General features: G+C 57.9%; 19 protein-coding genes and 1 pseudogene. 6 read left to right on the top strand and 14 right to left on the bottom strand.

Annotation, left to right across the window (positions count from 1 at the left end; translation table 11 throughout):
* Window positions 1-174: 174 nt before the first annotated feature.
* From NOX35_RS10830 to NOX35_RS10815, 4 genes and pseudogenes are all read right to left on the bottom strand, one after another.
* Window positions 175-1,419, bottom strand: a pseudogene (locus NOX35_RS10830) (IS3 family transposase).
* 53 nt (window positions 1,420-1,472) lie between these two features.
* A complete protein-coding gene (locus NOX35_RS10825; protein WP_232538191.1) occupies window positions 1,473-4,271 on the bottom strand; it encodes an HD domain-containing phosphohydrolase in 2,799 nt (932 codons plus the stop codon).
* Between the two features lie 150 nt (window positions 4,272-4,421).
* The gene (locus NOX35_RS10820) at window positions 4,422-5,087 is read right to left on the bottom strand and encodes an integrase core domain-containing protein (RefSeq protein WP_256496605.1); all 666 of its coding nucleotides are present in this window, start codon (window positions 5,085-5,087) and stop codon (window positions 4,422-4,424) included.
* Between the two features lie 164 nt (window positions 5,088-5,251).
* Window positions 5,252-5,518: a transposase gene (locus tag NOX35_RS10815; protein WP_256496604.1), complete on the bottom strand. Its 267-nt coding sequence runs from the start codon at window positions 5,516-5,518 to the stop codon at window positions 5,252-5,254.
* Between the two features lie 140 nt (window positions 5,519-5,658).
* On the opposite strand from NOX35_RS10815, the gene NOX35_RS10810 reads away from it, so the two are divergent.
* A complete protein-coding gene (locus NOX35_RS10810; protein WP_256496603.1) occupies window positions 5,659-6,438 on the top strand; it encodes a glutamine amidotransferase in 780 nt (259 codons plus the stop codon).
* Window positions 6,435-7,040: an aspartate/glutamate racemase family protein gene (locus NOX35_RS10805; protein WP_256496602.1), complete on the top strand. Its 606-nt coding sequence runs from the start codon at window positions 6,435-6,437 to the stop codon at window positions 7,038-7,040. Before NOX35_RS10810 ends, NOX35_RS10805 begins: the two co-directional genes overlap by 4 nt.
* 222 nt (window positions 7,041-7,262) lie before the next feature.
* Here the strand turns inward: NOX35_RS10805 and NOX35_RS10800 are convergent, their stop codons facing one another.
* The gene (locus NOX35_RS10800) at window positions 7,263-7,490 is read right to left on the bottom strand and encodes a hypothetical protein (protein WP_256496601.1); all 228 of its coding nucleotides are present in this window, start codon (window positions 7,488-7,490) and stop codon (window positions 7,263-7,265) included.
* A gap of 926 nt (window positions 7,491-8,416) precedes the next feature.
* On the opposite strand from NOX35_RS10800, the gene NOX35_RS10795 reads away from it, so the two are divergent.
* The 3 genes from NOX35_RS10795 (at window position 8,417) to NOX35_RS10785 (ending at window position 12,333) form a co-directional block, all read left to right on the top strand.
* On the top strand, window positions 8,417-9,571 hold the full coding sequence (locus NOX35_RS10795) for a diguanylate cyclase (protein WP_256496600.1): 1,155 nt from the start codon (window positions 8,417-8,419) through the stop codon (window positions 9,569-9,571).
* 446 nt (window positions 9,572-10,017) lie between these two features.
* Window positions 10,018-11,091, top strand: coding sequence for a linear amide C-N hydrolase (locus NOX35_RS10790; protein ID WP_182286665.1), 1,074 nt, complete (start codon window positions 10,018-10,020; stop codon window positions 11,089-11,091).
* Window positions 11,092-11,493: 402 nt separating this feature from the next.
* Window positions 11,494-12,333, top strand: coding sequence for an SDR family NAD(P)-dependent oxidoreductase (locus NOX35_RS10785; protein ID WP_256496599.1), 840 nt, complete (start codon window positions 11,494-11,496; stop codon window positions 12,331-12,333).
* A 245-nt stretch (window positions 12,334-12,578) separates the two neighbouring features.
* On the opposite strand, the gene NOX35_RS10780 is transcribed toward NOX35_RS10785, so the two are convergent.
* The 6 genes from NOX35_RS10780 to hemN all read right to left on the bottom strand — a co-directional run bounded on the left by NOX35_RS10780 (window position 12,579) and on the right by hemN (window position 20,864).
* Window positions 12,579-12,845: a DUF1488 family protein gene (locus NOX35_RS10780; RefSeq protein WP_182286663.1), complete on the bottom strand. Its 267-nt coding sequence runs from the start codon at window positions 12,843-12,845 to the stop codon at window positions 12,579-12,581.
* A gap of 645 nt (window positions 12,846-13,490) precedes the next feature.
* Window positions 13,491-14,741 carry a helix-turn-helix transcriptional regulator gene (locus NOX35_RS10775; protein ID WP_182286662.1) on the bottom strand — a complete coding sequence of 417 codons (1,251 nt, stop codon included), beginning with the start codon at window positions 14,739-14,741 and terminating at the stop codon, window positions 13,491-13,493.
* 182 nt (window positions 14,742-14,923) lie between these two features.
* A complete protein-coding gene (locus NOX35_RS10770) occupies window positions 14,924-17,413 on the bottom strand; it encodes a bifunctional diguanylate cyclase/phosphodiesterase (RefSeq protein ID WP_182286661.1) in 2,490 nt (829 codons plus the stop codon).
* A complete protein-coding gene (locus tag NOX35_RS10765) occupies window positions 17,410-18,654 on the bottom strand; it encodes an HD-GYP domain-containing protein (protein WP_256496598.1) in 1,245 nt (414 codons plus the stop codon). Before NOX35_RS10765 ends, NOX35_RS10770 begins: the two co-directional genes overlap by 4 nt.
* A gap of 110 nt (window positions 18,655-18,764) precedes the next feature.
* Window positions 18,765-19,478 (bottom strand): sulfite exporter TauE/SafE family protein, encoded by a 714-nt coding sequence (locus NOX35_RS10760; RefSeq protein WP_182286660.1) that lies wholly within the window; start codon window positions 19,476-19,478, stop codon window positions 18,765-18,767.
* A gap of 3 nt (window positions 19,479-19,481) precedes the next feature.
* A complete protein-coding gene (gene hemN / locus NOX35_RS10755) occupies window positions 19,482-20,864 on the bottom strand; it encodes an oxygen-independent coproporphyrinogen III oxidase (protein WP_182286659.1) in 1,383 nt (460 codons plus the stop codon).
* Window positions 20,865-21,132: 268 nt separating this feature from the next.
* On the opposite strand from hemN, the gene fnr reads away from it, so the two are divergent.
* Complete coding sequence (gene fnr, locus NOX35_RS10750; RefSeq protein WP_182286658.1) at window positions 21,133-21,855, top strand: fumarate/nitrate reduction transcriptional regulator Fnr; 723 nt, start codon at window positions 21,133-21,135, stop codon at window positions 21,853-21,855.
* 138 nt (window positions 21,856-21,993) lie between these two features.
* Here the strand turns inward: fnr and NOX35_RS10745 are convergent, their stop codons facing one another.
* The 3 genes from NOX35_RS10745 to ccoG all read right to left on the bottom strand — a co-directional run bounded on the left by NOX35_RS10745 (window position 21,994) and on the right by ccoG (window position 24,508).
* The gene (locus NOX35_RS10745; protein WP_182286657.1) at window positions 21,994-22,257 is read right to left on the bottom strand and encodes a hypothetical protein; all 264 of its coding nucleotides are present in this window, start codon (window positions 22,255-22,257) and stop codon (window positions 21,994-21,996) included.
* Between the two features lie 376 nt (window positions 22,258-22,633).
* The gene (locus NOX35_RS10740) at window positions 22,634-22,939 is read right to left on the bottom strand and encodes a FixH family protein (RefSeq protein WP_256496597.1); all 306 of its coding nucleotides are present in this window, start codon (window positions 22,937-22,939) and stop codon (window positions 22,634-22,636) included.
* Window positions 22,940-23,065: 126 nt separating this feature from the next.
* Entirely contained in the window at window positions 23,066-24,508 is a 1,443-nt protein-coding gene (gene ccoG / locus NOX35_RS10735; RefSeq protein ID WP_182286655.1) for a cytochrome c oxidase accessory protein CcoG, read from the bottom strand.
* Between the last annotated feature and the right edge of the window lie 34 nt (window positions 24,509-24,542).

The raw sequence follows: 24,542 nt of genomic DNA, 5'->3' as shown, positions 1-24,542 counted from the left end.
GGATTGCAAATCCTCCTTAGGCGCAAATATGCCTCCAACAAGCAAGGCAAAAAAACTGCGTCGTACATACTGGAGTCGGAGCCAAGACCGCTAACCCAAACCGCCCCTGACTTGAGGTTGCCTCTGAAACGTGTGATCTTGCCCCGTAGTTCCGGACACCGTCCTGTCGCTAAGCTAGCCCTGATGGGCGGGGTGATTCTGCCGTCGTCGGAACTCCCTGGGCGACATCATCTTCAAACTCGAATGCGGGTGGATTTCGTTGAAGTGCTCGAACGCACCCGGCAATTGCGCCAGCACCGTCGGCGCGTCACGCAGGTCCATACGGCTCATGTAGTCGCGCTTGAAGGTGTTGACGAAGCTCTCGGCCATGCCGTTGCTCTGCGGGCTACACACGGGCGTGTTGATCGGCTTCAGGCCCAGCGATCTAGCAATGCCACGCGTCTCATGCGCGATGTAGGCGATGCCGTTGTCGGTGAGCAACTCCAATTCACGCTCCAGGGGCACGGCTTCAACCGTGCCCAAGCGCCGCTCCACGGCTTCCACCAGCATGTCGCGCACAGGCTCTCCCGCAAGTCCCTTGCCCTCCCAAGCTCGCCAGGCCAGGATCTCCCGGTCGCAGCAGTCCTTGGCGAAGGTGGCTGTGACCGTCTCGCCCGAATCGCACTTGATCTCAAAGCCGTCAGAGCACCAGCGCATGTTGCTCATCGGCACACTGACCTGACCATCGTGAATACGGCTCGAATGCCATCGCTTGGGCGCCTTGGGCAACAGCAGTCGATGCTGCGCCATGACCCGGTAGATGCGCTTGTGGTTCAGCACCTGTTGACCTTGCGAACGTCGCTCTCGATTGAGCAGCGCACCGGCGCGGCGATAGCCATAGCTGGGCAACTCGGCAATGTGGCACCTCAGGTCAGCCAGCAAGAGCTCATCCTGAACCGGGGTGCGGCCTCTGCGGCTGTCCTGCCAGTGGGCAGAGCGGTGATGTCGCACATGCAGATTCGAGCGCGCCACGCCCAGCACCGAGCAGACCGACTTCATCGGTCATCCCCAGGCAACAAGGGCGAGCGCGCAATCCACTTTTTTGCTGCGGCAAGCTCCACGGCTTCCTTGAGGATCTGGTTCTCCAAGGTCTTTTTGCCCAGCACACGTTGCAGCTTGGCGATCTCGGCGCGAGCTGCGGCCAGCTCCGAAGCCGGCACAACCGCTTCGCCGGCGCTCACGACCACCAGTGCGCCTTCGCGATCCAATCGCCGCCAAGTGAATAGCAAGCTCGCCGACACGCCCTCCTGGCGGGCCACAAGCGAGACGCTCATGCCCGGCATACGTCTTGCGAATCAAGGCCGCCTTCTCGACAGCCGACCAGCGCCGCCTGCGCTGGTCTCGGGTGATGACCTCAATCGTCTCTGTATGCCTAGTCATACGCACAGTCCTATGCCTATCTCAAAGATAAATGATGGACCATGTCCGGAGATTCAGGGGGCTATCTCAGAACTACTTGTAGAACTAGGCTGCAGAGGTAGCAATGCTTCAAGAGCATCCAGATCCACAGCATCGTATTGTTCGGCTTTCATGAAGCGAGCTGCAAATACCTCCCACAGCCTAGTGTGCAGAAAGTAGCGGAACAACTCGGCGTCCAGGTGCTGCTCCATACACATAGAGGCCATGATTCGCAGAGTCTCACTCAAGGTTTTGGCTGGTTTGTATGGGCGGTCTGCAGCGGTTAGCGCCTCAAATACATCACATATTGCCATCACTCGGTCCAGCACACCCAGTCGCTCACCCGGGATGCGCCGCGGATAACCCTCGCCATCAAGGCGTTCGTGGTGCGTAGCAGCCAACTCTGGGACCTGCTCTAACCCTGTCGGCCAGGGTAGTCCCTTGAGCATGATGTAGGTCTGCACCATATGGTCGTTGATTTTGAAGCGATCTTCGTCAGTGAGAGTGCCACGCCGGATACTCAGGTTGTGCAGTTCCCCAAGGTCTTGCTGATAAGGGGGGCGCTTCATGTCAAAACCGTACTTGTTGTGTGGGTCTCCCACTTCCACGGCGGGACAGTCGTCGCCCCAGGGAATCCGGTGTTCTGGAAGGTCCGCCAGCAAGGCTTCGATTGCTGGTAGCGGCGGCGCCTCGGGGCGCAATGCATCCAGTTGGCGCAACTCCGCGGTCGACAAACCAAGGCGATCATCGAAATGGCGTTGCCAGCCTTGCACGCCGATGCTGCGCAATTTGGCAATGGATTCATCGGACAGGAACTCGCCCCCCAGATTGCAATTGGCGACAAATGCGAAGTCGTCTTGCAGTTGCAGTTGGCGGGCGCGCAACTGGTCGGCGCTCAATTCGCCACGCGTGGCTGCCAGTTCAGCATCCCGCCACAGAATTTCAAAGCGCAGCCGCACTTCATGGATACGGTTGCGGATGACCTCAAGTTTGGTGGCCTTGTCGACGATGTGTTCTGGACTGGTCACTTTGCCACAGTCGTGCAGCCACGCGCCCAAGTGGAACGCGTAGCGCTCGTTTTTGTTCATGCTGAAGCTTGCATACGGCCCATCAGTAGATGCATGCAAGCGATCAGCGAATTCGATGGCCATCTGCGGAACCCGCTCGCAATGGCCGCCGGTGTAGGGGCTTTTCGCGTCGATGGCATCGGCCATCAGCTGGATGATGGCATCGAACAAGCGCTGCTGCGATTCCAGAAGCTGGCGTGTCTCGATGGCCACAGCCAACATTCCCGAGAGACGACGGGCAAACCGGTAGAAGGCGGCATCTTCGTGCGCCGCGTCGGCCTTGAACTCAAGCACCAAAAGCCCTTGCAGACCGCCTTGGCGACCGCGTAGTTCACATTCGAGCCGCTTGACGCTGCCCGACGCAGCGGTCCCCGCTCCGGCGTCATCCAAGGGCGGGTAGGTGAAGCGCTCGGACAGGGGGATGGCCAAACTGCCAGCCTGGGCGGCGCGCTGCATGTGCGCAGATTGGGCATCCCACAGATAGACAGCTGCTGCCTCGGATTGGGTGGCCTGCGTCAGCTGTTCAAGCACAAGCTGCAGCATGCGCTCCACCTCAGGCTCCGTGGCCAGGCTTTCCGTCAAGCTGAGGAAGGCTTCGATCGTGCCTCCCATGTGTTGCACGGCCTGGGACAATTCGCCCACTTCGCTGACGCGGCTGGGAGGAAGCGGCGCTCCCGTAAAGTCGAAGCGTGCGATGCGCAGGCTGCGCTCGCGCAGCAGATTGATGCTGCGTCCAATGGCGTTGCCGGCGGCCCAGCCTAGGGGCAGCAGCAACAGTGCCAAGGCCGCAGCCATGCCGATGAAGTAGAGCGCGCGTTGCCGTGCCTCTGCGGCCAGCTCGTCAAACGGCAGCATTTGCAGCAGATCGAGCGCGGTGCCCAGACCGATATCAATCTGTGTGTGCAGACCCACCCAACGGTGCCCCTCGATCTCCATCACCTGCGGTGTGCCAAACGCCTTCGGGGCCTTGAGCAGTTGGAGCAACTGGGGTTCGTTGATGGCGTCGAGCATCGGCTGCGCATCGCCACCGACACTGTGCAGGTCGACGGTTGCCGCCATCACCTGGCCACTGCTGTGAACCAAGGCGAGGCGGGTGCCTGGGGTGGCACGCAGCGTCAAGAACAACTGCTCCAGATCATCAAAATCCACGTCGATGCCAACCACAGCATCGGCTGTTGCAGACTGCCGGCTCAGTGTCACACCCAGCCTCTGGGTGGTGGCAAACCGGTAGGGCTGCGTCAGCTGCGCGACACCAGGCTGTTGCCGTGCGACTGCGTACCAGGGGCGCGTGCGCGGGTCATACTGGTAATCTGGCTTGTCCTGAACTTCTTGCAGATTGCCGGCTTTGTCTAGAAAGCGATAACGGCCAAGGCGCCTGCCATCCGGCTGTTGTGTGACCGTTTGGATCAAAAATTCTGCCCCATCGGGCGCTGCCACGCTTTGCCGTACAACGTCCAGTTTCAAAGGGCGTACCACGACGAAATCACCATTCGGGTAGGCGACATACACGGCAGCTTCCAGCGGATTGGCACGCAATTCGCCCAACAATGCATCCAGCGCCTGCAAACGGCTGGATTCATCCGTCGCCAAGGGCAGGCGCCCAGCACCGATATGGCGCAATGCCCCTTGCGCCGGTGTCAACTGCAAGCGTATCTGCTGACTTAACACCTCGGTGTCGCGCGCTGCACGCTGACCAGAGTCCTGCACCAATCGCTGGGTTGTGGCCACCCACCCGAGGCCAATCAGCAAGATGGCCACCAAGCCCATGCAGGCTATGGTCAAGACTGCGATGTGCACGCGAATGCGTAGCTGCCAGGGAAAGCGCGCAGAGTGGTTCATCAGGTAGTCTTCCGGCAGGTAGGGCCACCTGCAATCAATGTTCAGTCTAATTCAAGCTTCCTCGTTTTCCTGCGCCACCTAAAAGTAGAGGTTGGGGAAACGTTTGACACGATACGCGACCGGCGGAATCCTGCCTATCGATTCATGTGGACGATGGAGGTTGTGGCGATGCAGCCAGTCCTCGGTCATCGAGCGCACTTCCGGCAACGATTCAAAGACATGGCAGTCGAGCACCTCCGTTCTGTAAGTTCTGTTGAAACGCTCAACATAAGCGTTCTGCGCCGGCTTGCCCGGCTGAATGTGGTTCAGCTCTATGCCTTTACTCTGTGCCCATTGTTTCAATGCCTGGCCGATAAACTCCGGCTCGTTGTCCAGGCGAATGGACTGTGGCACCCTGCGGACCTCGGCAAGCTCTTCCAAGGCCCGCGCCACTCGAGCGGCAGGCAAGCTGGTATCAATCTCGATGCGCAGGAACTCCCGTTTGAACTCGTCAATGAAGTTGAAGGTTCTGAAGCGTCGGCCTGACCACAGTGCGTCAGACATGAAGTCACAGTTCCGGCCCGGATTCGGCTTGTGGGCGGCGTCCAACGGCTGCCTGATGCGCTGAGGCAAACGCTTCTTGCCCCGTCTGGGCAGATTCAGCTTTAGCTGGCAGTACACACGCCAAAGCGCGGTCTTGCCCCAGGGCCGTTCTTGATAGCGGGCGCTGGCGTAAAGCAGCCCAAACCCGTGACGAGGATTCAATGCCACCTATCCTTGGATGAAGTCGATCACCCCGGAGTCGTCACAGGCCGAAGGTGCATATCGCAGCGTTGATCGAGCCAGGCCCACAGTTTGGCGAGCTCTGCGCTGGCTTAGGCGGTGCTCGGTTATGAACGCATGCACGATGGACTGCCGACGCTCCGGGGTTAGAGCTTTCGCTCGACAACATCCTTCAGGGCATGGTGCACGAGCACCAAATCGGCATACATGCGCTTGAGCTTGGCGTTCTCTTGCTGCAGTTGTCGCATCTGGGCCCGATGCGGCACGGACATCCCTGAATACTGGCTCTTCCACTTGTAGTGCGTGGCATCGCTGATGCCATGTTTGCGGCAGGTGTCACCGACTTTGGCGCCGAGTTCGACCTCCTTGAGGACGCCGACGATTTGCGCTTCAGTAAATCTGGATTTCTTCATGCAGACACCTCCCTGGGGTGGATTCTCTACTTTGAAGTGGCGTGAAGAATCGAGGAGGCCTCACTCATCATTGAAATTCAGTATTCATGATGGTTTTGTTTCACTAAAGTGTGAGGTCTTGCCACCTTCTCCCATTTCTCGTGGACTCTCAAGCTTTGCTGCTGATCCAGGCGGGCACACCGCCCGAGGACATTCGAGCCATCACAGGCGATCTTCCCCAGTGGTTTCTGACAGCCGTCGGCTGCATGCCCGAAACCATGGACATAGTGAAGGTGTATGAAGGAGAACCTCTGCCCGAGCCCGGACAGCACCGTGCGGCGATCATCACGGGCTCGTGGTCCATGGTGACCGATCAGCACCCCTGGAGCGAAGCGACAGCCAAATGGATACGGCAGGCTGTGGCACAGGGGATGCCGCTCATGGGCGTTTGCTATGGGCATCAGCTTATGGCCCACGCACTGGGAGGAATCGTGGATTACCACCCTGACGGCAGAGAGATGGGAAGTCTGGAAATCGAACAGCTCTCGGCTGCAGAGCCGGACGCCTGGCTCGCCGGATGCCCACCTCGCTTCCAGGCTCACCTCACACATCTTCAGACCATCCTGTGCTTACCCAATGGAGCCAGGGCACTGGCTCGCTCAACTCACGATCCTCATCAGATCGTCCGCTACAGCCCCACCGCAGTGTCCGTGCAGTTTCATCCAGAGTTCACATCGGAAGTCATGGCAGCCTGCATCAATGCGAGAGCGCAACTGCTTCGCGCGGAAGGTCTGGATCCAGCGGCCATGCTGCAAGGCGTTAGCCCCACACCAACGCCGTTGATGCTGCTCAGGCGCTTCATAGAAACCCATGCCGGCACCGTTCCAGCAGGCAATACATCAGCCTCGCTGAATGCAGCCATGGGCAAGCACCCGGAATGACCTCAAGGAACAGCGAAATAAAAAAACTCGGTCTCATTGGTGGTATCGGCCCTGCGTCCACCGTAGCCTATTACCGAAAGATCATTCACGGCGTTCAGACACAGGCAGGCAACGAGAATCTGCCTCGCCTGTCCATCGAAAGCCTCAACGCTTTCAAGGTGTTCAGCCTTTGTCGTGCACGCGAGTTTGACCAGCTTTCCGACTACGTGCTCGGCGCAATTCACAGCCTGGCCGCCGGTGGCGCGGACATGGTGGGGCTGACTGGCAATACGCCCAACATCGTTCTGGACCGCATACTCGCGCTGTCACCGATTCCCATAGTGAGCGCCATTGACGCCACCTGCAATGCGGCAAAGGAGCGAGGTGCACGAAAAGTCGGTTTGCGGGGTACCGTGTTCACCATGGCGAATACATTCTTCAAGACACCTTTTGAAGATCTGGGCATACCAGTTATCGTGCCCGGTGAGCATCAGATTGCGCGCATCCAGGCCACCCGTCTCTGCCGTTGCCTGAGAGAGGCACTTCAACATCCCAGACGTGAAATCAAAGATGCAATGAACAGGTCAGACCAGCAGCAGGCAAGCTCGGTTGTTGCATTGTGAGTCGCAAGACGTCACGAGATTTGAATGGAGCCCTGCTGCGCGGTTTGTTTCTGGGGGCGCACACCTCGTGCCTAACCCCGTCTGTAGATGTGCAGTCTGTTCCTCGTTTCAAGCACCTGTATCGTCTTTGGCAGACAGGTCAGTCACAACTTACCTATCCGCGCTTGCATTGATGAGAAGTCCCTGTAATGCAACAACGCTGCAAGATGTGGTTCTTCCTGCTTAATCACGACGCAAGCCAAGGCCTCCAGAAGTGTCATCCCCGCCAGCCCACAGCGGCATGCTTTCCGGACCTTGATACGCTCCACGCCCCCATTCATAGCGCATATCACTGTTTCCCATCGTCCGTTGGGCACCTTGCTCTTGCATGCGCCCGGCATCACGCCCCGGCATCATTGAGCAGCCCGCCAGCGTACTGGCCACTGCTGCAATTAAAAGTAGCGCTTTCATGACAACTCCTTGAGAAGAAGGAGTCTTCAAGACTATTCCTGAGGCGTGTGCCCGCTGTAAATTCTTGTTGAACGGCTACTTTGCTTACCTAATTCATACAACAGTCAGTATTCATACGCTCTGTTTTTTGAAGCTTCGAAGCCATAAAACTTGCCTGTCTATCAGAGGTCGAGGCTGATCGGCTCTTTCGCGCAGGCTGATGAGTCCTTTGTTCCAGTGAAGGCACTGCACGACGAATTCGTGTACCCAGACGCGTATGCCGAGCGGCTGGACGAAAGGACCGTGCAGTGTCTCAAAGCAAAACCTTGACCCAGCTATTCACCTATCTGTTCTGGGCGCCAGAAAAGGCACCATCACCTCCGGTCCAAGAACGCCCATTGTCGTCATACATCCAGCGATCCCGGTCGCCGCTCATATTCATGCCACCCATCGTCTGACTGGAACCCTCGGCAGGCATAGACCCGGAACTACGCCCCGGCATCATTGAGCACCCGGCCAGCGTACCGGCAAGTGCCGCGATTAAAAGTAGCGCCTTCATAGCAACTCCTTAAGAACGTGGAGCCTTGCAGGCTAGTCTTGCCGCGCGCGCCTCATGTAAGTTCTTGTTGAACATCCTGTTTGCCTACCCAATTAGTGCACCAGCCCAGCTCAAGCGGGCTTTTTTATTTCTGGAGTGCACTGTTCAAGAGCATGAACATTTACCGCTGTGTCTTAGGTCGTCATGTCGAGTTAATGGCGTCAGGAAACACTTCTACCGATATAGCCTTGCAATGGCTCTGAGTCGCATTGCCTGATACCCCGATAGCTGTCAGTTCGATCCGAGCTTTGTCAGGTCACTCACCGTATTTTTCCAGGGCGAGAATTCGGGCAAACTATTATTTGTAACAACCAATCGCACTTTGCACCTTAGCGACCATTAATCGGCAATGGCTTACTCCCCTGAAAAAACACGCGGACCACCTTTGTGGGGCCCCAAGTCTTCATCGCCTCTTGCCGATGAAACTCAGCATTTCAAACGCTGGCGTAAGCGTACATGGCAGTTGCACGCTTCGGTCCTATTGAGCCATCTATATGCCTTCCTTTTATTCCTCGGCCACTGCTGGGCAGGCTACGTGCCGTTGCATGCAGTGCTGCTGTATGGCCTCTGGATAGGCGCAGGGATGGCCTTCATCACCTGGGCCTACGCCAGTGGCTGGAGCCAGACTCGGAGTGACCCAGGCTTGTTCTTCTGGCACCAGCTAGTCGCGGTTACAGGGGTGCTGGGCTTGCTTGTCGCAGCTCCTCAGGTTGCGTTCCAGGCACTGGTTATGCTTCTGGTCTTCAGTACCGACGGCTTTCTTGCTCCGCGGCGTACAAGTTTCTGGATGACCTGGAGTTGCACGCTCATTGCAATTGCGCTGGCCGTTTATTGGGTAGGGCCGCAGATGCGCATGACCACCGATACCCTCATCGGGCAGTTCCTCACTGTCGGTGTCATGCTCGGAGCGGTCGTCCGATGCAGCGTCCTGGTCACCTACTTTCGCAGCATGCAATATCGACTCAGTGCGAGCAATGAAAAACTGGCCGTCGCGCTGAAGCAGATTGAAAACTTGGTGCGCAACGATGACTTGACGGGACTGGCCAACCGCCGAGGGGTCATGGATCGACTGCAACAATGTATTCATGCAGCTCAACGCAGAGACGCACCGTTTTGCATCGCAATGCTTGACATTGACTTCTTCAAGCAGGTCAATGACCGTTACGGTCACGAAGGAGGAGATCAAGTGCTTCGAGCCTTTGGACAACTTTTCTCTTCGCAGATTCGTGCAACCGATTGCGCTGGTCGTTACGGCGGAGAAGAATTTCTTCTGGTGCTCTGTGACACACAACTGGCCCAGGCAGGAGCGCTGCTCGAAAGAATTCGCGAAAGCACAGAAGCACTCCCGTGGGCACAGTTGGTGCACCAAGATCTGCGAGTGACCTGTACGCTGGGTGCGACTCAGTATCGACAGGGAGAAACCGCGGAAGCCCTCATCTCGCGCGCTGATGCAGCCATGTATCGAGGCAAGGCAGCTGGACGCAATCGCGTAGTTCTCGCCTAGTTCAAATCTCTGGCTAGCCAAGAGCCTGATCCGCAAGACAACATCCTTGTGGATGGTCATTCCGTCCTCTACCCACAGCTATCAAGAACATGGTGCTTCTCGATGCGGTCATGGACGAAGAGAGCCTGGACGATCGCAGCTTAATACCGGTGGAGCCATTGCCAAGGGCAAGCTTCCGCGCCTGATGCCTGATGCCTGATGCCTGATGCCTGATGCCTGATGCCTGATGCCTGATGCCTGATGCCTGATGCCTGATGCCTGATATGGTGGAAGCGAACAGATCGTGAATCACCGCTGCCTTACTGGGCTTCTTGCAAGAGCGGGTACCGAGGCCGTTTGAATGTCCATGGCCTGGCATCCATGCCGCTGGAGCTTGATCAATATCTCACTACCGATGCATGTGGCATGCTTGGCACCATTCACATTTTTTAACCGTGGAGGCACTAATGAAGATGAACATGCCATGTATCCGCCCTCATGTGGCTGCTTTCGTGCTGGGAGTTTCAGGTCTTGCGGCGGCGTCCAGTTCCTGGGCATGCACACGGCTGGTATTTCAGGGCGCCAACGGCCACGTGATCACTGCACGATCCATGGACTGGAAGAGTGACATCGTCAGCAACCTCTGGGTCCTGCCGCGAGGCATGCAGCGCACTGGCGAGACCGGCCCCAACACCGTGCGCTGGACGTCCAAGTACGGCAGCGTCATCACCTCGGGCTATGACATTTCCACCACCGACGGCGTCAACGAGGCCGGCCTGAATGCCAACCTTCTGTGGCTCGTCGAGTCTCAATATCCCTCCTTCGGCGCCAACAGCAAGCCGGGTCTGTCGATCGCTGCCTGGGCTCAATATGTGCTGGACAACTTTGCGACCGTACAGCAGGCTGTGGCCGCCCTGAGCGAAGAACCATTCACTCTGGTATCCGACAACATGCCTGGCGAAAATCGGCTGACCACCGTGCACCTCTCCATCTCCGATGCCAGCGGTGATAGCGCGATCGTGGAATACATCGGTGGCAAGCAAGTCATTCATCACGGTCGTCAATACCAGGTCATGACAAACTCGCCGACCTTCGACCAGCAACTGGCGCTCAATACCTATTGGAAGCAGATTGGGGGCACCACCATGCTGCCCGGTACCAACCGTGCTGCAGACCGATTCGCCCGCGCTTCGTTCTACGTCAACGCCATCCCCAAGGATCAAAGCCCGAACAAGGCACTGGCCAGCGTCTTCAGCGTGATCCGCAATGCCTCCGTGCCGTACGGCCTTAATACCCCGGAAGAGCCCAATATCTCCTCCACCCGCTGGCGCACCGTGTTCGATCACGAGCGCAAGCTGTATTTCTTTGAGTCGGCGCTGACGCCCAACACATTCTGGGTGGACCTGAAGGCACTGGACTTCAGCAAGGAAAAAGGCAAGGTAATGAAGATCGATCTGGGACCGGACCAGAATCACACCTATTCCGGGGATGCAACCAAACAATTCAAAGCGTCGCCGCCATTCAAATTTCAAGGCATCTGAGCACTTCGCCGCGCTTGATCGGCCCCGATCCAAACCCGCACCGAGCGGGTTTTTTCTTTCTGGAAAGCGCTGCTCCAGCCCATGCAGGCAGTCGATCCAACCTGCGTCTGTGCTGCCAATGCTCTAACGCAAAAGGAGTACCGGGATTATCCAATTGCACCCAGCGCACGCCCAAAGCCCCCAGACTGACAAGCCAGCAGGAGCCCTTCAATGGGCGCGTATCCCTAGTCTCATCAGACGATTTTCCTCAGCGGCGCCACTCCAAGAATCCGGCTGATGAGTTGCTCGATCTTCAACGGTTGCATCGTCCTTGATGCGCAGATTGGAGTGCATGAGCCTCAGGCCAGACCGAAGAATCTTGATTCGTCTGAATGTTCCGGGAACCTATCGCAAGGAAGTGGCATGTCGTATACGTTGACTGGTTTTGAAGGCAAAGTGGCCGTGGTCACCGGTGCTGGCCGGATGCGCAGCATTGGTCGGCCCATTGCACTGGCATTGGCGCAGGCGGGTTGTGATGTCGTCCTGACGGGCACGGGCCGCGCCCCCGAAACCTATCCGGAAGATGAGCGTGATGCACATTGGCGCGATATCGAATCGGTGGCAGATGAAATCCGCCAGCTCGGGCGCCGCGCCCTGCCTGTGGTTTCCGACGTCAGCAACCCGGAGTCCATCGACGCACTGCTTGCACGCACGATTGCAGAATTGGGGCGTGTGGATTTTCTGATCAACAACGCGGGCGCAACCCGCGGCGACGACCGCACCCCGGTGACGGAGCTGTCCATCGATACATGGCATCGGGTGATGAATGTCAACCTGAACGGAACCTTCTATATGTCTCGTGCGTTCGCAAAACAAATGGGGGCACAGGGAGATGGCGGCGCCATCATCAATATTTCATCGCTGGCAGCGCAGCTGCTGGCGCCGGACACCGGCGCCTATGCCACCACCAAGGTGGCCATCAATGGCCTGAGCACCATCATGGCGCGAGAGCTTGGCCCCAAGAAGATCCGCGTGAATGTCGTGGCTCCAGGCATCGTGGAAACAAGTCGCCTGGATGATGTTCCTCGCGGCAAAGTGTGGGACGACATGATCGCCGGCTACATCTCTCTGGGTCGGGCAGGTACCGGCGAAGACATTGCCCATTTGGTCACATTCCTGTGCAGCGACCAAGGCGAATGGATCACCGGTCAGAACATCTACGTCGACGGCGGCCATCTGCCAACTCCACGCCGCCCGACATGAGTTAACTGCACTCCAGCCGTGAGCCACATGAGTGGGCTCTGACAAGCCACTTCAACCGACAAACAGGTTCGCGCGCCATGCGCACTGCACCATTAAGCAAACTCCATACCCTTTACAGCCGCTTCGTAACGTACAGAGCGTGCCGTCAAGGCCGAATGGCTTGACGTTCAGATTCAGAAAGCAAGAAAGGTCGCCGCCCGACTCCTTCACGAGCACAGGGAGTCTGGCACAGGACCCACATCACTCTATCGAGCTTGAATATCACCGACGCGAATGACGACAGGACCCTGACCTTGATCGTGCTTTGTCGCTGCCAGCCCGTGAATTGCTTGCCAATGGGCTCTGTATGCCGCCAAGTTCTGCCCCGCTCCAGCAAGTTCCTTGGCTCTCGTCAGGCGCTCAAGCGCATCGCCACTGATAGCTGCCGATCGAGCCTCACCGTTGGTCATGTACTCAAAAACAACCCTGCGCGGGCTCATTTCATACGTTGCACTGGCATCCATTCGATCCATACATGCCTCACTTAATTAATCAGCAATAGTTTACCCATAGCCCTCCACTATGTGGCTTTTACTTTCTGAAGCCCTCTGATCACCATTCAATCTGGTAGGTGCTGCGGCAGCTGCCATGCATCCCTCCCCTCCTGCTTTCAAGAAGCCCAGGGACGAGCACCTCCCTGCAGCCACTGTCCACAAACACCTCGGCCCGTCGCGTACTGTTCTCATTCGAGGAGCGGAAACCGAAAGCAAGATCCCCGACCATGCCACAAAGCATTGCAAACAACTGCCACCCTGTTCCCCTGCATGCGGCCTGCGCAGGCAACTCAGCCGACAGTGCCCGATGCTCTCGCCTGTGCAGCAGGCGTACTAGGCGACCAACTGAAAGACTGCGATCGGCATTCAACAGTTCCAGACGTCGGTGACCTGCTTGCATTCGCATTCAAAGCTGGTTTCAACCTTGCAGGCTGCGTCTCTGCCGTGATAATGCCGACCTCTAAGGCATGAGCCCAGCCGGTGAATGAGGACTTCAGGCGTCATGACTGCGACTCCAGCAACCACGAGGCAATGGCAGATGCCCCCGTGCTTGCAACAACCCCCAACGAGGCACAAGAAACAGCCTGCAATGCGGGCCTTTTTTGCCTGTTTTCCGGGCTGGAATCAATGATTGCCCAGCCAGGCCACGCTGTTGAGAAAGAGTCGCACCAGTTCGGTCTGACGACGAACCCCGGTCTTGGAAAAGATGGAGCGCAAATGGGCACGGGCGGTATTGGGTTTGATACCCAGGGCGTCAGCAGCCTCCTCCAAAGACATGCCGTTGCTCAGATGCGTGGCCACTGCTGTCTCTGCAGGAGTCAGATGAAAAAGCTGTTGTGTAAGCTTGACGGGCGGCTCTGCCTTGCCCGTCGTATCGCGCAGAAAAACCGCTACGCTGGGACGCTGCTTGCCTTCGGTCCATTCATCGGGAGAGATGCTTTGCACCACCACGCCCCAGTTGAGTTGACCGGACTGGCGAGTGATGGACATACCCTCGGCCATGGAGACGCTCTCCAGCTTGGGCGAAAGCAAGGCATCGCGGATCAGACGCTGCAGCCGGCGATTGTCATTGGCATAGACCGCCTCGAGCCCACCGTTGTTGACCCGTATTCCATCACCCACGTTCAGAATGGTGGTGGCCGCTGGGTTGGCCTCTATCATTTTCCCCGTCTGATCGAGAATGACCACGCCCATCATCAGTTGCGCGGTGGCACGCCCGTATAGCGATATGACCTGCCGGTCACGATGCAGATTCAGCTGCATGTTCAACACCCGCTTGAGGTGCGGCACCAACATGCGCACCACGTCCAGATGTGTTGACTCGAATGCTCCCGCCGCCGCAGGCCGCGTGACACGCCAACCATAGGAGCAGCCGTTATCGGTCATGACATCCACAGCCAGAATGTGCTCGATGTCCACCCCCTTGCACCAGTCGGTGTAGTAGCGACAGGAATGCCATTCGGCCTCCGTCATCACATCCAACAGGGTGAACACCTTGTCCTTGACGATACCGAGAAACGGACTCCATTGCGCATAAGGGTCGTAGGGAATGACTTCGGAGCGACCGCCCGTTGCCGAAATTACCCAGCCCACATTCTCACCATGAGGGTCGCGCACCACGAGCGAAGCGTAGTTGCCATTGGCGCTTGAGCGCAGCAGCTCCAGAAATACCCTCCAGTTCTGCGGGTCCATGGCTGACTCGTACAGCGCAGTAATCAGTGGACTCAAGGCTTCGGTACTGATGACCGAAACCTGTTCCGGCGAAGAAGCTGCCTCAGGCTCCACAGCATACGGAACGGGAAAGCCGGTGACGGCCTGAAGAGCATCCGAGCGATAGTTGTAGAAATCAAAAGTTGCGTAATCGCTTTTGGGCATTTGCTATCTCAAAAAATCCGGCCCATCAAATACCGCACAGTTACTCAACTCTGCGCGCGTTCTTCATTGATGCACGCACCCGGAAGTCGGCCCAAGAAATGGCTTGATTTTGCTGAGTCCCCACAAACTGCACATCGTCAAATCAGACGATAGGAAACCTAGCAAAAAAGCATGGCCTCCAACTATTGCAGACCTGCAATATGAATACCGCTGGCATCGTCATCCGACGAATACGGCTGAACTCTCGGCTCCTGCCCGGATGCACCCAGCTCCAAGCGCTTTCGGAATTGCTCCGCAGGCAAGGCTGGCGAGCACAGATAGCCCTGAAAGTAGTCACCCTGTAACTGCTCAATGGCCTGGCATTGCTCCTGTGTTTCCACACCTTCTGCCACCAGTTCCACACCCAATGCCTGCCCCATGCTGATGATGGCGCCCACAATGGCCTTGTCTCCCGCATCGTGCGGCAGGCCGCGCACAAAACTCTGGTCGATCTTGATCTTGGAGATCGGCAGTTTTTTCAAATAGGCCAAGCTCGAATAGCCGGTACCGAAGTCGTCAATGACCAGGCCCACACCCAGTTCTGCGATCTGATGCACGCGCAAAGCCATTTCCTGCGCCTCCTGCAGCAAAATGCTCTCGGTCAGCTCCAGCTCCAGCCACTGTGCCGGCAAGCCGCTGGCTTCCAGCACGTATTTGAGGCGGTCCACAAAGTCCGGCTGCCTGAACTCCAGCGCGGAGACATTCACCGATACCTTGACGGGCTTGCCCATAGCCAGCCAGCGCGCCGCCTCTTGTACTGATTGCTCCAGCACCCAGGCATCCAGCGCAACCACATAGCCGGACTCCTCCGCCAAGGGAATGAAGGCTGCAGGAGAGATCACCCCCAGTTCGGGGTCCGTCCATCGAAGCAAGGCCTCTGCAGCCACGATGCGACCCGAACGGATATGTACCTGTGGCTGAAAGTGCACGGCCATATGTCCCTTGTCCAGCGCCTGGCGCATGGCATGCTCCAGCTTCATGCGCGAGAGCAGACCCGCACTCATTTGCGGCTGGTAGAAGCTGAAATTGCCGCGTCCACGCTCCTTGACGCGATACATGGCGATATCGGCCTGACGAATCAGCTCGTCCAGCGTCAAGCCATCCGCCGGAAATTGCGCAGCCCCAATGCTGCACTGAACGGAAAAGCCCAGACCGTCAAGCATGAAGGGCTGGCGCATTTCGTCCAGAATACGGGCGGCCACGGCCGAAGCACCTTCCCCCGTGCAATCATGCAGGTAGAGAACAAATTCGTCCCCGCCCTGACGGCACAGCACATCGGCAGGACGCAGCAGGCCGCTCAGCCGCTGAGCAACCAGCTTGAGCACCCGGTCGCCGAAGTCATGGCCCAGTGAATCGTTGATGATCTTGAAACGGTCAAGGTCCAGAAACAGAATGCTGAAGGGCTGCTGTGTGAAGCGCGCTGCAGTGATGGCGGCTTGCACGTGACGGCTCAAGCTCAGGCGATTGGGCAGCCCTGTCAACGCATCACTGTAAGCCAGCTGCTCAATCTGCTTTTGGGCACTGCGCTGCATGGTCATGTCGCGCATAAAGCCAATGCTTTGTACCAGACGCCCATAGCCGTCACGCAATGCCACCCAGGACAGCCAGACCGCGCAGCGCTGACCTTCGCTCTGCTTGAGCCAAAGATTGCCCTCCCAGAAGCTGCCCACATCCCAGCGCGCAGCCGCCAGCTCCAGCAGGTCGGACACAGGCCCTCCCTCGGACTCGAACAGAGTCCAGGCAGCGAGCCCAAGCACCGCCTTGCCATGCAGCAGCTGCCCGCCAGCCGGGTTGACCTGAACGATGACACCATTGGCATCGGCAATGAAGATACCGTCCAGGCTGGACTCGAACACTCTTGCAGCCAGACGCAGCTCTGTCGCCGAGCTGGACTCCACCGTGATGTCTCGATAGGAGTAGATACGCCCTATCGCCACACCGCGACTGAGCTGAGGCACGGAGCGGCGCTCCAGAACCCTGCCACTGAGCAGTTGCAGTACCTCCGAGGTTTCAGGAGCCGACAGGTCCTGCGCATCCTGCAAAAGAGTGAACTGACTATCGCTGCTGATGGTCTGCGCTTCCAGATGGGCAAAGACGGCCGCATCATCTCGCTGCACGAGCAGTGGCTCGGGTAGTTGCCACAGCTCCGCGAAACGGTGGTTGAATGCACGAATTCCGCCGCGCAGATCACAGACCAGCATGCCATCTGCAGCGGACTCAAGCGTCGCCCGCAACTCTGCAAGCAGCATGTCCAGTTCGCTCTCGTGCCGCAACTGCTCGCTGCGGTCAAGCATGGTGAGCATCAACCAGCGTGGATTCAAGGCGATGGAGCCCACCCCCATCTCCACAGCTGTCAATGAACCATTGGCGGTACAAATTTCTGTGAGAAATTTCGCCCCACCCACCCAGTTTGAGGCATCCTGCCAGAACGCCTTTTGCACCAGGGAGGCGCACAGCACATCGACATACTGCTCCTGCGCCTGCTCGGGCGTGTAGCCCGTGAGCTGCATACTGGCTGCATTGGCATGCACGACACGCAATGTCTGCGCATCCAGCAGCCAGACCGCCTCCTGCAAACCATCGAGCATGGAGGCAAGCAGAGGGTCAATCAGAAAACTCTGCTGCAAAGTCACGCGAGGTCTTTCTCGGCAGCAGGTGCTGCAGAACTGTCAAAAAAGTAGCAAAGACGCCTTTGCGGCTGTAAAGCTTCTAACGCATTTCGAGAAAGCTGATTTCGCGTCAAGCCTCGGCGAATACCCAAACCCACATATTCAAGCAAATCTACGAACCGCAGCTTCTGCGGCGCCTGCATGTCATAGGTCAGCACCTGCGGCTTGAGCGACTGGCTGGTGTTGACAGACACCACTACGCCCATCCGCCCATCGCTTAGTTCCACCAAAGAGCCCGGCGGATAGACCCCCAAGGTCTGCACGAATGCCTTGAGCACATCGGGCGCATATCGCTGGCGATACTGTCCGTACAGTGCAGCCATGGCTTCATGGGGCGTCATTTCGTTGCCTTGCAGTGGCAGATTGCACAAGCGCTCAAAATTATTGACCAGCGCCAGGATCTGTCCGGCAATGTCCATGTCTTCGGCCAGCAAGCCAAGTGGAAAGCCTGACCCATCGGCCCATTCATGATGCTGGGCGATGGCCGTCGTGACGGAAGGGGGATAGCCCATGGATAGCGCCAGTGCCACCGACTCTCCGACATGGCGCGCATACACGGTCTCTCGCAGAGGCGTGCGGCCCGTGCCCTGATTCAGTGCATTGGCCGACGCGGAAATCTCAAGCCCTGGCTTGCCGATGTCATGCAACAGGGCTGCCGTGCCCAGATCCTTCAATATGTCATCGCACAGGCCCAGCGTCTTACCCAGCAGCAGGCTCAGTACAGAGACGTTGACACCATGAACGCCAAAGGTCGCGCCACCCGTATCCGCGAGCAGATGCAAACTCAGATCACGAGCCTGCGCCAGTTTGACGACTTGCTGCGCAACCAGCATATCCGTCGTTGTCCGCGCCTTCTCGGGGTTGGCTGGCAACAAGGCCTGCACGTCATCAAATACGGAAACCGCGCCCAGAAACCTGGATTGCACGCCCAAGATACTGTTGCGCCATGCATGCGCATCATTCTCAGGGGGGACAGGAGCGAGTTGAGGGTCTGCGGCCGGAGGCGCAGCCTCTGCTTCCAGATCGCTTCTGGATAGATCAACCTGAACTGCCTTGAGCTTCAAGGTCCTGAGTGTCTGCAACTGCTCTTCATTGACAATCTTGAAGCTGCTGACGGGAAACGGGTGGCGCAACCAGCCAGTCTCCAGATGGACATACATGCCAATTCGCAGTTGTCCGATATCAATAGCAACGAAACGATTCACTTTGAGCGCTACACACAAGATAAGACATTATTCCGCAGTTCCATGACTGCTCAAGCATGACTAGGGTCTGTTGGGATGCAAACTGCACCAACATTCCCTTCCTGTGTGACTTATCGGCACCAAAGGCTGGGTTTGTAGACCAGATCCATCCACAAAGCCCAACTCGCAACACCAATCAGCATCAGACCCGCAATTCTGGTGCCCCAGCGCGCCCGCAATGTATTGAGATGCGACTGCCCCAGTTGCCACAACCAGGGACCCGCCAGCAGCCACACTGCGCCGCCAACGGCAAAGGCTGTCATGGACAGAGCACCTTGCCAGACTCCGCCACTCAGCGCGGCCACCAGCACTGCCGAATACAGCAAGCCGCAAGGCATCAGGGCCCAGGCAAAGCCCGCGGCCAGACTCCCTCCTGGGGCGACGACCCAGGGCTGGACCCTGGTCCAGACAGAACGCCCCGCCTGCTCCAGCCACACCGGTTGTCGCGCCTGCACCACCATGGCCAGACCCCAGGCCATGACCGCGACATGCATCAGCGTCCACAGCTTCTGCAAGGCCGTTGTCTGGCTGGTCAGCCAGGCCAGACTCTCCATGGCCACGGCAGCCACTCCGCCCAGCAGGGCATAACCAGCAATGCGTCCCAGATGAAACAGACTGGTACGCAGCCATTGGCGTTTTTGCAGGCCGTGCAAGGCGATGACCTGGCCGTCGCTGGTAGGCCTTGCACCCGTCACAACGCTGCAGGGTGCAGCGCACATCACAAGACAATGGGGCCCACCCACGAGCCCCATGATCAAAGCAGTCCAGACCAGCGAAAACAACATGCGCTAGATGATGCGCGAAAAGCGCGCGCGGTTTCGGTCGGCCTGCAAATATCGATCAAACAGCATGGCTACTCCGCGCACAAAAAACCAGCCCAGGCCCGTGACCTTGAAGCCCTCGTCGGATAGCTGAACCAGGCCATTGCGCTGCATTTCCGCCAGTGCTGCCAGCTCCCGAGCAAAGTACTCGCGGAAATTGATCAGCCAGGCCTGCTCCATCGGCTCATACAGGACGGAGCCCTGACACATGATGGCCATGATGATGGCTCTGCGCACCAGATCGTCACGCGAGAGCGCCAATCCGCGCTGCACGGGCAGCATGCCGCCATCAATGGCGTCGTAATACTCTTCCAGGGTCTTGACGTTCTGGCTGTAGGTGGCGCCCACCTTGCCGATGGCCGATACGCCCAACGCAATCAGGTCGCAATCGGGCTGGGTGCTGTAGCCCTGGAAATTGCGATGCAGGCGCCCCTGGCGCTTGGCGACGGCCAGAGAGTCGTCGGGCAGCGCAAAGTGATCCATGCCCACATAGACATAGCCGCCATTCATGAAGGCATCAATTGCGCCGGAGAGCATGTTCAGCTTGTCCTGTCCCATGGGCAAGTCAGCGGATGCAATACGCCTTTGCGGCTTGAAGCGCTCAGGCAGATGCGCATAGGCATACAACGCAATGCGGTCGGGACGCAGCTCATTGACCTGGGCCAGCGTTCGCGCAAAAGACTCGGTTGTCTGCTTGGGCAGACCGTAGATCAGGTCCACATTGATGGAGACAAAGCCCAGACGGCGGGCCTCGGCCACCAACTCAAAGACTTGCTCGGCGGGCTGCTCCCGGTGCACCGCTTTCTGCACTGCGGGATCAAAATCCTGCACGCCAAAGCTCAGGCGATTGAAGCCCATGTCCTTGAGTGCCTTCAACCTCTCGTTGCTGACCGTGCGCGGATCGACCTCGATGGAATACTCGCCGGCTGGATCGAGCTTGAAATGCTCACGCATCAGAAGCATCAGCTGCCGCAGCTCGGCATCGCTGAAGAAGGTCGGCGTGCCGCCTCCCAGATGCAGCTGGCTTACCAACTGGCCTTTGCCGCAATGCTCGGTATGCATGGCCAGTTCACGGCTCAGATAATCCAGATACTCGGCAGCCTTCTCATGATGCTTGGTCACGATCTTGTTGCAGGCGCAGTAATAGCAAAGCGACTCGCAAAACGGCACATGCACATAAACGGACAGGGGCAAGGCACGTGAGCCCGAATGCGTCTTGCGCTGTTTCAATGCCAGGATATAGTCGTCTGCACCAAAAGCCTCAACAAAACGGTCGGCTGTTGGGAATGATGTGTAGCGTGGGCCGGGGATATCAAAGCGGCTCAGCAACTCAGGCGTGACTGCGGTCATAACTGGGAGTTAGGGTGCGCCCACACTCTGTATAGAGCAGATTTCAATGGAAATCAGATCCTGAAAATCATGCCCGAAATAGGCAAAAGCGCATGTTTTTGAACGAATACGGGCAATGTGCCCCAAGGCAATCACCCTGTCCTTGATGAAAATCAAGAGACATCAAGGCGAGTGCTGCGACAATTTGATCCATCTCATCTTCAACCACGAGGTCAACGACCGGCGCGACTCTCCACTCTGTGTCTGTCTGCGCCGTTGCTAAAAGCCCATGAATCTTCAGACCATCAAAGCATCCTGCTCCAACTGCAATCTGCGTGAACTGTGCATGCCCATGGGCCTGGACGATGAACAAATGGAGCGTATTGACGAGATTGTGGCCACGCGCCGCAAGGTCAAGCGCGGCGGGCTGCTATTTCGCAATGGCGAAGAGTTCACCTCGCTGTACGCCATTCGCACCGGCTTCTTCAAGACCAGCGTGGCCACTGAGGATGGACGCGACCAGGTCACAGGCTTTCAGATGGCCGGCGAGATCATTGGCCTGGACGGCATCGTCAACGACCACCACACCTGCGATGCCGTGGCCCTGGAAGATGCCGAAGTCTGCATCATGCCTTTCGACAAGCTCGAGCAGCTCTCGCGCGAAGTCACGGCGCTGCAAAATCATGTGCACAAGGTCATGAGCCGCGAAATCGTGCGCGAGCATGGCGTAATGCTGCTGCTGGGCAGCATGCGCGCCGAAGAGCGTCTGGCAGCCTTTGTGCTGAACCTGGTGCAGCGTCTGTCGGCACGCGGCTTTTCGAAGTCGGAGTTGGTGCTGCGCATGACGCGTGAAGAAATCGGCAGCTATCTGGGACTCAAGCTGGAGACCGTGAGCCGCACCTTCTCCAAGTTCGCCGAGGAAGGCATCATCGAAGTCAGACAGCGCCATCTGCGCATTCTGGATACCGATGCGCTCAAGCGCATCGTCAACAGCCAGCAATGCCAGGGCTAAGTTAAGACAGCGGGCTTTTTTGATGGCAGCGAATGCCTGCCAGAAGCTTCCCGCCGCCGAGGCCGCCAGCACAGAGAGCGACCAAGCACCATCCGGGGCCGCCACCGGCCCCGAAACTGCGGCCCTGTGCGCAGCGCTTTACTCGACCAGGGGCTCCGAGACTATGCCCTGGTTCAGATCGCTGGCCGAACGCCCCAACATGACAGTCATCAGTCCGCTGGCCACGGCGACCGCCCAGAAGGCAAAAAAGGCCAGGGTGTAAATGGCATTGCGCGACCATTCCAGAGGCGAGCCCAGCCAGTGCATGTCCAGCGGGTCCACAAAGGCAAATACCACCATTTCCATGATTGCCGCAGCCAGAAAAGCCGGCCAGACAATCCACATCCAGCGTCGAGCATCCATCGCGATTCTCCTTGGCCTGTGGGTTTGAACCCATTTTGCACAATTGCCATGACCTTCCCTGCCACACCAAGGGCATGCACTCAGATAGGAAACCCTGAACCGCTATTATTTAAAGAGCTTCCAGTGCATTCTTTGTATTGACTTAAGGTCAATATCTATCTGAAATAAGCTTTGATAAAGCGCTATGCGCTCCTGATATTGAACCCGCCCGGCCATCCTTTGCCGGTTTTTGAGCACTGCAGACAACCGTCCGACTCTGCGGTCGACCAAGACATAGAGCTCCGCCACGACCGGCCGTGCTCCAGAAAAGTCTGCAACCATAGGCGTAAAAAAAGGCCGCGGAAGCGGCCTTGAGGATGATGCGTTGAAATCGCAGTCAGCGATCCAGCGGATGATCCTTGGCTGGCGTCGCGGCATGGTTGCGCCCCGTCACTGCCGGCGCCAGGCTTTTTTCACTTTCGCTCAGGCGCTGGTTGATTTCCATGCCATGGCGGTAGTAGTCAGGGTCAATCACGGGATCGGGCCTGCTCAGTGCGATGTATGCGGTGACAAAGCCGGCAATCACCACGATCACCGGGCCGGCGATGATGAGCCAGACATGGGCAAACTTCCACCAGGGCTTGCCGTCCTCGGGGTGGATGATCTTGGCCGTTTGCGAGACCTTGGCTTGTGCTGCCAACATGATGAAACCTCTTTCCAAAATTCTGACCACCCAGGCACGCATGGCAGGGTGGCATCAATTGTTGCCGATTGGCGGTGCCCTTGTCCGGCCTCCGTGATGGCTCATGAAGACCGGCAAGACTTGGCATTAACGCGGCACCAGGAACACCGTCTTTTCGGAAATACGCCCTGCTCCGGCAGTCACTGCATCCACATTGAAGTGTACGGGGTGCGAGCCGGGAGTGGCTGAGCCATACGGAATCTGCAGCCGCACCGCAATGCCGCGTGTCTCTGCAGGGCCAACGCTCACTTCCTGATCGGATGCGACCTCCAGATTCTCCAGGCCCTCGGCGCTGATACGGTAGCGCTGCTCGGACTCGGTGGCGTTCATGATCTGCAGACGGTAGACGTTCTCCAGCTTGCCGCCCGCCACGATGCGCGAAAGCGCGGCACGGTCGCGAATCACGTCGACCTTGAGCGGCTCGCGCAGCACCAGACTGGCGATCATGGCGGCGCTGAGGGCTACCAGCACGGCCGAGTAGATCAGCACGCGCGGACGGAAAATGCGGCGAATCACCTGCACCTGCTTCCAGGCCTTGGCCACGGCATTCTGAGTGGTCAACCGGATCAGGCCACGCGGATACTCCATCTTGTCCATCACGGAGTTGCAGGCATCGATGCACAGACCGCAGCCGATGCACTCATACTGCAGCCCCTTGCGGATGTCGATGCCCACAGGGCAGACCTGAACGCAAAGCTTGCAATCTATGCAGTCCCCCAGGCCTTGTGCCTTGTAGTCAACGTCCTTCTTGCGCGGGCCGCGCGCTTCACCACGCTGGGCGTCGTAGCTGACGATCATGGTGTCCTTGTCGAACATGGCGCTCTGGAAGCGTGCATAGGGGCACATGTACTTGCAGACCTGCTCGCGCATATAGCCGGCATTGCCGTAGGTTGCGAACCCGTAGAACGCCACCCAGAAAATCTGCCAGCCGCCCTGGAAGGCCATCAGCTCCACACCCAGTTCACGGATGGGCACGAAGTAGCCGACAAAGGTGAAGCCTGTCCAAAGAGACAGAACGATCCAGAGAAACTGCTTGAGCGACTTCTTCCAGATTTTCTCGAAGGTCCAACCATGCTTGTCGATACGCATGCGGGCACTGCGATCGCCTTCGACCTTGCTCTCGATCCACATGAAGATCTCGGTGTAGACCGTCTGCGGACAGGAGAAGCCACACCACAGACGCCCGGCCACGGCGGTAAACAGGAACAGCCCCAGCGCGCTGATGATCAGCAGCCCCGTCAGATAGATGAAGTCCTGCGGATACAGCACCAGTCCGAACAGATAGAAGCGCCGCGCCCCGAGGTCGAACAGCACCATCTGGCGCTCACCCCACTGCAGCCAGGGCAAACCGTAGAAGACGATCTGGGTCAGGAACACCATGATCCAGCGCCAGCGCGAGAAGACGCCGCTGATGGCGCGCGAGTACACCTTCTGTTCGGAGGCGAACATGGGCATATATTCCTGACCGCCGTCCACAGGCTCAGCCGTGATCGGAATGACTTTGCGAGGTTTCTCCGGATCGCAGGGCATCGCAGTTCCTTAATATTTTTGTAATTACTGAAAA

This window comes from Comamonas sp. C11 (assembly GCF_024496285.1).
In the GTDB taxonomy this organism is placed as follows: Bacteria; Pseudomonadota; Gammaproteobacteria; order Burkholderiales; family Burkholderiaceae_C; genus Comamonas; species Comamonas testosteroni_F.
Note: the sequence above shows the minus strand (reverse complement) of the source record. Positions and strands in the feature narration are given on the sequence as shown.

Excerpts from the sequence above, each read along its gene's own strand:
- NOX35_RS10825 (WP_232538191.1), bottom strand. The coding sequence starts at position 4,271 with ATGGGCTTGGTGGCCATCTTGCTGATTGGCCTCGGGTGGGTGGCCACA.
- NOX35_RS10815 (WP_256496604.1), bottom strand. The coding sequence starts at position 5,518 with ATGAAGAAATCCAGATTTACTGAAGCGCAAATCGTCGGCGTCCTCAAG.
- NOX35_RS10805 (WP_256496602.1), top strand. The coding sequence starts at position 6,435 with ATGACCTCAAGGAACAGCGAAATAAAAAAACTCGGTCTCATTGGTGGT.
- NOX35_RS10800 (WP_256496601.1), bottom strand. The coding sequence starts at position 7,490 with ATGAAAGCGCTACTTTTAATTGCAGCAGTGGCCAGTACGCTGGCGGGC.
- NOX35_RS10795 (WP_256496600.1), top strand. The coding sequence starts at position 8,417 with ATGGCTTACTCCCCTGAAAAAACACGCGGACCACCTTTGTGGGGCCCC.
- NOX35_RS10790 (WP_182286665.1), top strand. The coding sequence starts at position 10,018 with ATGAAGATGAACATGCCATGTATCCGCCCTCATGTGGCTGCTTTCGTG.
- NOX35_RS10785 (WP_256496599.1), top strand. The coding sequence starts at position 11,494 with ATGTCGTATACGTTGACTGGTTTTGAAGGCAAAGTGGCCGTGGTCACC.
- NOX35_RS10780 (WP_182286663.1), bottom strand. The coding sequence starts at position 12,845 with ATGGATCGAATGGATGCCAGTGCAACGTATGAAATGAGCCCGCGCAGG.
- NOX35_RS10775 (WP_182286662.1), bottom strand. The coding sequence starts at position 14,741 with ATGCCCAAAAGCGATTACGCAACTTTTGATTTCTACAACTATCGCTCG.
- NOX35_RS10760 (WP_182286660.1), bottom strand. The coding sequence starts at position 19,478 with ATGTTGTTTTCGCTGGTCTGGACTGCTTTGATCATGGGGCTCGTGGGT.
- hemN (WP_182286659.1), bottom strand. The coding sequence starts at position 20,864 with ATGACCGCAGTCACGCCTGAGTTGCTGAGCCGCTTTGATATCCCCGGC.
- fnr (WP_182286658.1), top strand. The coding sequence starts at position 21,133 with ATGAATCTTCAGACCATCAAAGCATCCTGCTCCAACTGCAATCTGCGT.
- NOX35_RS10745 (WP_182286657.1), bottom strand. The coding sequence starts at position 22,257 with ATGGATGCTCGACGCTGGATGTGGATTGTCTGGCCGGCTTTTCTGGCT.
- NOX35_RS10740 (WP_256496597.1), bottom strand. The coding sequence starts at position 22,939 with ATGTTGGCAGCACAAGCCAAGGTCTCGCAAACGGCCAAGATCATCCAC.
- ccoG (WP_182286655.1), bottom strand. The coding sequence starts at position 24,508 with ATGCCCTGCGATCCGGAGAAACCTCGCAAAGTCATTCCGATCACGGCT.